Source organism: Oerskovia sp. NPDC060287 (genome assembly GCF_042726775.1).
GTDB classification, from domain to species: Bacteria; Actinomycetota; Actinomycetes; order Actinomycetales; family Cellulomonadaceae; genus Oerskovia; species Oerskovia merdavium.
Genome location: NZ_JBHXBO010000206.1, coordinates 1 through 7,411 on the forward strand (window position 1 = coordinate 1; position 7,411 = coordinate 7,411).

General features: G+C 73.5%; 5 protein-coding genes. 2 read left to right on the top strand and 3 right to left on the bottom strand.

What is annotated here, in order from left to right:
• Window positions 1–83 precede the first annotated feature (83 nt).
• On the bottom strand, window positions 84–923 hold the full coding sequence (locus ACFWFR_RS15480) for a helix-turn-helix transcriptional regulator (protein WP_377623553.1): 840 nt from the start codon (window positions 921–923) through the stop codon (window positions 84–86).
• Between the two features lie 100 nt (window positions 924–1,023).
• Between ACFWFR_RS15480 and ACFWFR_RS15485 the strand changes: the two genes are divergently transcribed.
• Window positions 1,024–1,764 carry an alpha/beta fold hydrolase gene (locus tag ACFWFR_RS15485; RefSeq protein ID WP_377623554.1) on the top strand — a complete coding sequence of 247 codons (741 nt, stop codon included), beginning with the start codon at window positions 1,024–1,026 and terminating at the stop codon, window positions 1,762–1,764.
• Between the two features lie 97 nt (window positions 1,765–1,861).
• Here the strand turns inward: ACFWFR_RS15485 and ACFWFR_RS15490 are convergent, their stop codons facing one another.
• Entirely contained in the window at window positions 1,862–5,236 is a 3,375-nt protein-coding gene (locus tag ACFWFR_RS15490) for a GH36-type glycosyl hydrolase domain-containing protein (RefSeq protein ID WP_377623555.1), read from the bottom strand.
• Complete coding sequence (locus ACFWFR_RS15495; RefSeq protein WP_191802652.1) at window positions 5,233–5,949, bottom strand: TetR/AcrR family transcriptional regulator; 717 nt, start codon at window positions 5,947–5,949, stop codon at window positions 5,233–5,235. The genes ACFWFR_RS15490 and ACFWFR_RS15495 overlap by 4 nt, the downstream gene beginning before the upstream one ends.
• Window positions 5,950–6,090: 141 nt before the next feature.
• On the opposite strand from ACFWFR_RS15495, the gene ACFWFR_RS15500 reads away from it, so the two are divergent.
• Window positions 6,091–7,380 carry an extracellular solute-binding protein gene (locus tag ACFWFR_RS15500; protein WP_377623556.1) on the top strand — a complete coding sequence of 430 codons (1,290 nt, stop codon included), beginning with the start codon at window positions 6,091–6,093 and terminating at the stop codon, window positions 7,378–7,380.
• The last annotated feature ends 31 nt before the right edge of the window (window positions 7,381–7,411 follow it).

The following is a 7,411-nucleotide window of genomic DNA, read 5'->3' on the forward strand; positions in this document are numbered from 1 at the left end:
GTTCTGGGGCGCTGGACGACCGCAACCTCGTGCTCGACCCGGCGCAGGGTCGTTCTCGGCAGACCACGCAGGCCACGGACCGCTCAGGCGACAGGCACAGCGCCCGACGGCGGGGTCCCCACCTCCGCGACCGGCCGCGGCACGTACGTCTCACCGGTGAGGTCTGCCCGCTCGACGCGGTCGAGCCGGAACCACCGGACGGCCTCACGGGACCGGCACCACGCGACGAGGTACCAGGCAGCCTCGGTGTGGGCCAGGATCACGGGCTCGACCCTCCGGGCCGACTCGTTGCCGCGGCCGTCGCGGTAGCGGAGAGCGAGCACGAGCGACCGGGCGAGCGACTGCTCGACCGCCCGCAGGACCTGCAGGTGGGCGTGGGCGCGCGGGACGACCCCACCCGGGGCGACGTCCGCACCCGGGCGAGCGGCGTCGTCGGGCACCCCCGGGCCCCCCGGGGCGACGTCCGCACCCGGGCGAGCCGCGCCGTCGGGCACCGACTGCGGGGCGTCCCGGGGCCGGCCGGCCGTGTCTCCTCGGTCGATCCACACCCTCGCGGCGAGCGCCGACGCGCGCTCGCGCGCCTCGGGGCCCAGCGCGTCCCAGACCTTGCCCTGCGCCGCAGCGGCGTCGACCGCGAACGGGCTGCCGGGCGGGAGCGCGGCGAGCGCGACCGCGACCGCGACCGCCTGCTGGGGCGAGAAGTTGACGGGAGGCAGCGACGCGGAGGGGTCGAGCACGTACCCGCCGCCCGGCCCGGCCTGCGCCCACACGGGCAGCCCGGCCTGCTGGAGCGCCGAGACGTCGCGCTTGACGGTGCGCTCGCTGACCTCGAAGAGGCGGGCCAGCCGGGCCCCCGTGGTCCCGGCGCGTCCGGCGCGACGCAGCTCCTCGGCCGTCGCGTAGAGCCGCTCGGTCTTGTTCACGTCGCCTCCGCCGGGTCCCGGGCTCGTCGGTGGACCCCGTCGAACCTCCTCGAACAATGGTGACAGACAGGTGTCACCAGGGTCGGGCGAGAGTGGGTCCATGACCACTTCGACGCAGCACAGCAGCAGCGACCGGCAGACCCACGTCGTCCTCGTCCCGGGCTTCTGGCTCGGGGCCTGGGCGTGGGACGACGTCGTCCCCCACCTCGAGGCCGCGGGCCTCGCACCGCACGCCGTCACCCTCCCCGGGCTCGACGACGTCGAGACCGACCGCAGCGGCCTCACCCGCGAGGACCACGTCCAGGCCGTGCGCGACGTGATCGCACCGCTCGAGGGCGATGTCGTGCTCGTGGGGCACAGCGGTGGCGGGCCCGTGATCCACGAGGTCGTCGACCGGGACCCCGCGCGCATCCGGCGCGCGGTCTACGTCGACACGGGCCCGCTGGTCGACGGGGCCTCGCTCGCCCCCGACCTCCCCGCGGGGACGGTCGACCTCCCGCTGCCCGCGTGGGAGGACCTCGAGGCCGCCGGGTCGAGCCTCGACGGGATCGACGAGGCCGGGCTCGCCCGGTTCCGCGCGCGGGCGGTCCCCCACCCCGCGGGCGTGGCCGGTGGCCGGGTGCGGGTGAGCGACCCCGCGAGGCTCGACGTGCCCGCGACCGCCATCTGCACCAGCCTGCCGTCGGAGGTCCTGCGGCAGATGGCACACCCCGGGCCGCCGCTGCACACCGAGCTCGGTGAGCTCGACGTCACCTACGTCGACCTGCCGACCGGGCACTGGCCCATGTTCTCGCGGCCGGCCGACCTCGCGGCGGAGATCGTCCGGGCGGTGCGGGAGTAGCGGGGCCCGCCCCGTCGAGGACGAGGCCGTGGTCGCGCGGGGGGCCACGGCGACCACGACCTCGTCCTCGGCGCGACGGCGACGGGACCCAGCCGGGCTACGACCCGGCGGGCACCGAGATCTCGACGACGGCCGCGACGCCCAGCGCCTCGGGCGCGACGACGACACCCCGCTGCCGGTAGTCCCCCGCGCGCGCGGCGGACGGGACGACGACGAGGTCGTCGGGTCCGGCTCCTGCCCGGACCTGGACCTGCGCACCCGCGTCCCCGACCCGGAAGACGACGCGGCGCGTCCTGCCTCCGACCTCGAGATCGACGGTGAGCCCGTCGGCCGTCGCCGGAAGGACAGGGTCCACCACGAGAGCACCCGACTGCTCGGTGAGACCGAGCACGCCCTGGACGAGCTGGCGCAGGTAGATCCCCGGACCGCTCGAGTAGACGCGCCACCCGCCCCGCACGCCCACGGACCCGTCGCGGAGCTTCTCGAAGTCGCGGGCGAAGCTCGCCCGGTCGGGGAAGTCCGCGTCGCTCGACGAGAAGTACGCGTTGCGCTGCCGGGGCAGGGCGTGGTCGATGCGGGAGCCGAGGTCGAACGGGCTGATGCGGAGCAGCTCGTCGAGAGCCCTCCCCCGGCCCAGCGCGGCGAGCGCCTCGACGTAGCGGATGTGCGCGTGCACATACATGAGCCCGACCTCGCGCCCGACGTTCGCGGCCTGCTCGGCCCGCAGGAACGTGTGAGGGATCCCCTCGTCGAACGCGGCAGGATGGTCCATGAGCCGCACGCCGTCGGGGAAGAGCAGGTGCTCGACGACGAGGCGCTCGTGCTCCTCGGCCTCCTCCGGCGTGAGGATGCCCGCGAGGATCGACTGGGTCATCGGGATGAGGCGGTACCGCATCCCCGTGCTCCTGTCCCGGGGGTGGATGACGAGCTCGTCGCCGAGCTCGTCGTGCCGCACGTACCCGGCCATGACGCCGTCGACCAGAGCGCGCTCGCGCAGGTCGTGACGCACCGACGCGGCGAGCGCCGCGGCACGCGCGGACAGGACCTCGTCGCGCCCGGCCGTGGTGCGGGCCAGGAGGAGCGAGGCCTGCACGAGCAGCGCCGACGTCCAGGTGGAGGCGAGGTTGGTACGCATCCGGGAGTCCGCCGGCTGCAGGGTGTCGTCCCAGTCGCCCTCGCCGTAGGCGGGCAGCGAGGTGCCGGGCAGCAGGTCGGTCTCGAGGTGGTCGAGGATCCGCACGACGTGCTCGGTGACGGTCGCGCGGGCGTCAGGGCCCTGCGTGGCAGGGCTCCGGCGGGCGTGGTCCCAGAAGGGGACCACCTCGTCGAGGATCCCGAGGTCACCGCTCGCCTCGAGGTACTGGGCGAGCGCGAAGAGCGGCCACACGACGACGTCGCCGTGCGAGGAGTCGTTGTACCGCTCGGCGTACTCGTCGAACATGAACCACTGCGGGAACCCGCCCCAGGTGTGCTGGTGCGCGAGGACCCGCAGCACGATCTGCCGGGCGATGTCGGTCCGGCCACCCGCCAGCGCCAGCTCGAACGGTCCCTGGCACACGTCGCGGGTCCCCCAGGCCGCGCCCGAGTACTGCTCGAGCCCGTGGGGCACGAGGAAGTGGATCAGCGCGTCGTGCGCGTACCAGGGCACGAGGAGGTCGAGCTCCTGCGTCGCGAGCTCCGGGTGCGGCTGGAAGCGCAGCCCGCGGACGAGCCCCCGCACGGTCTCGAGATGGCCCGCGAGCGTCGCCTCGAGGTCGTCGAGCGGGTCGTGCTCGGGCGCGACCAGGGCGAGCGCGCCGGCGTCGCCGTGCAGCGAACCCGCGATCGCGAGGGTCAGCGCGCCGGTGTCCGACGAGCTGTCCACCCGGTGCGCAGCGGCTCCATCGAGGGCGAGGGGGGCGCTCGACGAGACGGCGTAGCGGAGGTCGGGGTAGTGCGTCGCGACGTCCGCGCCCGGGACGGGGCGGACGACGAGCGAGGTCTCGGACGTGTGCTCGACCGTCCAGCCGCCGGCCTCGTCGTCGAGCTCGAGCGTGGCGGTGACGCGCAGCGCCCGCTCGCACCCCACGCTCACGTCGACTCGGTCCTGGCGGTGATGGGCGACGGTCCGCACGTCGATGCGGCCGAGCGGGGTCTCGTACAGCCACCGGACACCGCCGACGTCGAGCACGAGCGCCGACGGGACGCCCAGCAGGCGGGGGCCCCGGCCGTCGTCGACGAGGACCCGCAGCCCGCTGCTGCGCAGCAGGTTGAGGTGGTGGCGGTGGACCGTGGCGAGCCGGTTGGCGGTCGTGTTGCCGAGGACCACGTGCGAGGCGAAGACGCCGGGCGCGAACGCGGTGACGGACAGCACCTCGTCGGTGGGCAGGACCGCGTCCCCCGCCTTGAGGACGTGGCCGTGCGACCGCTCGGTGACGAGCTCCTTGCGGCCGTCGACGACGTGCGACCCACCCGGGGTGAAGAAGGAGAGCAGCGTGCCCTCGGCGTCGCGCTCGGGCAGCAGGACCTCGTCGGACGCCAGTCCGAGGGCCGCGACCAGTCCTGCCTCGTCGAGCTCGTCCCCGGCCAGGAGAGGAGCGTCGCGCAGCACCGAGCCCGTCGTGGGCAGCGGGACGGCAGGGCGCTCGGCCGCCGCGACGGCGACGGCGGCGTCCGCCCAGCCGGACACCTGCTCGACGTGCGCGTCGAGCGGTCCGCGCGCGTCGACGTCGACCACGGTCACCGCGTGCACCTGGGCCGCGCCCGTCGACAGGTCCAGGGGGTGCGACACGAGCGTCTGCATCGCGTACTCGTACTGCAGCACGCCCGAGGAGACCGGGCCGAGCAGCCCGTGCGGCACGCCGTCGCGCCGCGACCGCGGGGTGAAGACCTGCAGGGAGTCGGTGAGGTGGGCGGCTGCGCCCTCGACGAGGAACGTGACGGCGAGCGGCAGTCTCGGCAGCGCCGACATGGTCTGCCTGCTGACGAGGACGCTCCCCGCGGTGGGGTGCTCGAGCGCGCGGTGCAGCAGGTACTGGCAGACGTACGCCTCGCTCGAGAGCGCGGCAGCGGGAGGCGCGAGCGCGAGGTCCTGGACGTGCACGACGTCGTAGACCGCGTCCGCACGGGTCCCCGTCCCGGCCCGGAGGTCGACGCGCCACACGAGGGCCCGGTCGTCCACGGTGAGCGAGACCTCCGACTCCAGCCCGAGCGCCGCCCCGGACCACACGACGCGGTCGGTGCCGGTCTCCACGCCCGTCACGGCGGGCGCGGAACCGGTGAGCTGCGCGACCTCGACCGTCCCGTCCGCGCGGGTCGCGCGCAGGACCATGCCGCCCGGCATGCGGTCGTGCTCACCAGGGAGGTACTGGTTGACGAGCAGCCCGCCGGTGCGGACGGCGCGCACGTCACCGCCCGCCGTGAGCTCGACTGTCGTCCCGCCCGAGGCGAGGGTCGTGCCCGCGGGGGCGGCGGTCATGGCGGTGGTGGTCACGTGGACTCCTGCTCTGTGGTGTGTTCATCGGTGGCGGACGCCGCGTCCTGGACCGGCTGCAGCAGCGCGACGAAGTGGTCGAACAGCGCGACCATGTCGACGTTCTCGGGGTCCAGCAGCCACTGGAGCTGCAGGCCGTCCATGACCGCGGAGAAGAGCTGGCCGATCGCCTGCGGGTCGACCTCGGGGCGCAGCTCGCCGCGGTCGATCGCGTCCCGGAAGCGCGTGTCGTCCTGGTGGCGCAGCGCCCGGTAGCGGTCGCGGACGACGTCGTGCGCGGGATGGTTCGGCTCCGTGGCCTCCGCGGCGACGACGACGTGCAGCCCGACCAGCCCGGGGGTCTCGGCGTTCCGACGGACCTGGTCCCGGATGGTGGCCAGCAGCGAGGCCCCGTCGGTCTCCGCCTCGGTGCGGCGCTCGAGGTCACGCCGGTCGCGCTCCTCGATGGTCGCCGTCAGGAGCGCCGCCTTGCTCCCGAAGTGGTGCAGGAGGCCCGCCTCGGAGATCCCCACCCGGGCGGCGATCTCCCGCAACGAGCTGCCGCGGAAGCCCTGCTCACCGAAGACCTCGACCGCGGTCCGCAGGATCTCGCGTCGGCGCTGCTCGCCGCGCACGAGTCGTCCGTCGGGCCTCTTGCCCTCGTTCGGGGTCGTGGGGTTCTTCGGGGTCGTCGCCGTGTCGGCAGCTCGCGTGCCGGGCCCGCTCTGGGTCATCACCGTCTCCTTCGTCAGGATTTGTCGGTATCCACGGTACGGCTCCGGACACCCCTGGTGAAAAGACTAACCGAGCGCACGCTATGGTAGTTTCGCATCGGCTCAGAGATCGAGCCGAACACTCGATGAGGAGGATTGCTCATGAAGCTCGGACGCAAGGCGGTCGCCGTCGGCATCGTCGGACTCCTGGCACTGACCGCCTGTGGGCGCGCCGACGAAGGGTCGGCCGATCGCCAGACCGGCGCCGCGACCACCACGACCGTGGACGACTCGCCCGCCACCGGCGACATCACCGTCTGGGCCATGGGCGAAGAGGGCGAGAAGCTCCCCGACTTCGTCAAGGGCTTCACGGACGAGAACCCCGACGCGAAGGTCCAGGTCACCACGATCCCGTGGGCCGACGTCATGACGAAGTTCCAGACGGCCGTCGCCGCCGGCACGGTCCCCGACGCGATCATGATCGGCACGTCGTTCATGCCGACCATGGTGTCCACCGGTGGCCTCGCCCCCGTCCCCGACGGGCTCGTGGAGAGCGCCGACTTCGTCGAGGGAGCCGCGGCCTCGACCGTGGCCGACGGCGTCGAGTACGGCGTGCCGTGGTACGTCGAGACCCGCGTCATGTACTACCGCTCGGACCTCGCAGAGGCAGCCGGCGTGGCCGCCCCCACCACGTGGGACGAGCTCACCGCGTTCGCCGAGGCCATGAAGGCCAACGGCTCCACCTACGGCCTCCAGCTCCCCATGGGTGACGCGGAGGACTCCACGCAGGTCATCCTCCCCTTCTACTCGCAGGCGGGCGGATCGGTCTTCAACGAGGCCGGCGACGCCTACGACCTCGACAACCAGGCGATGATCGACGCGCTGAACTACTACGCCTCGTTCTTCACCGAGGGCCTGTCCCCGCTCGCCGGCTACGGCGACACGCAGAACAGCGCGTTCGTCGACGGGTCCGACCCGGCCTTCATCTCCGGGCCGTGGATGGTCAACGTCCTCGCGGACATGCAGGGCGAGGACTGGGTCGAGCAGAACGTCGCGACCGTCCCGGTCCCCGCAGGCACCACGAACAACGACTCGTACATCGGCGGTGCGCACCTCGGGGTCTTCAACGAGGCCAAGAACGCCGACGGTGCGTGGAAGCTCGTCCGCTGGCTCGCAGAGCCCGAGACGCAGCAGGAGTGGTACGCCGCGACCAACGACCTCCCGGCCGTCAACAGCGCCTGGGACGACGAGGCCCTGACGGCCAACCCCCGCACCCAGGTCCTCCAGGAGCAGCTCAAGAACACGATCGCCCCGCCGACCGTGCCCAGCTGGGACGAGCTCTCGGCCACGATCGAGACCGAGGCCGAGAAGGTCGCCAACGGTCAGGTCACCGCTGAGGACGCGGCCAAGACGATCCAGGCCAAGGCCGATGCGCTCGGGCTCGGCTGGTAACGAGCAGCCATGACAACGACCACCGAGGGAC

What these genes read in the sequence shown, in the direction of transcription:
- ACFWFR_RS15485 (WP_377623554.1), top strand. Translation starts at nt 1,024, where the DNA reads ATGACCACTTCGACGCAGCACAGCAGCAGCGACCGGCAGACCCACGTC.
- ACFWFR_RS15495 (WP_191802652.1), bottom strand. Translation starts at nt 5,949, where the DNA reads ATGACCCAGAGCGGGCCCGGCACGCGAGCTGCCGACACGGCGACGACC.
- ACFWFR_RS15500 (WP_377623556.1), top strand. Translation starts at nt 6,091, where the DNA reads ATGAAGCTCGGACGCAAGGCGGTCGCCGTCGGCATCGTCGGACTCCTG.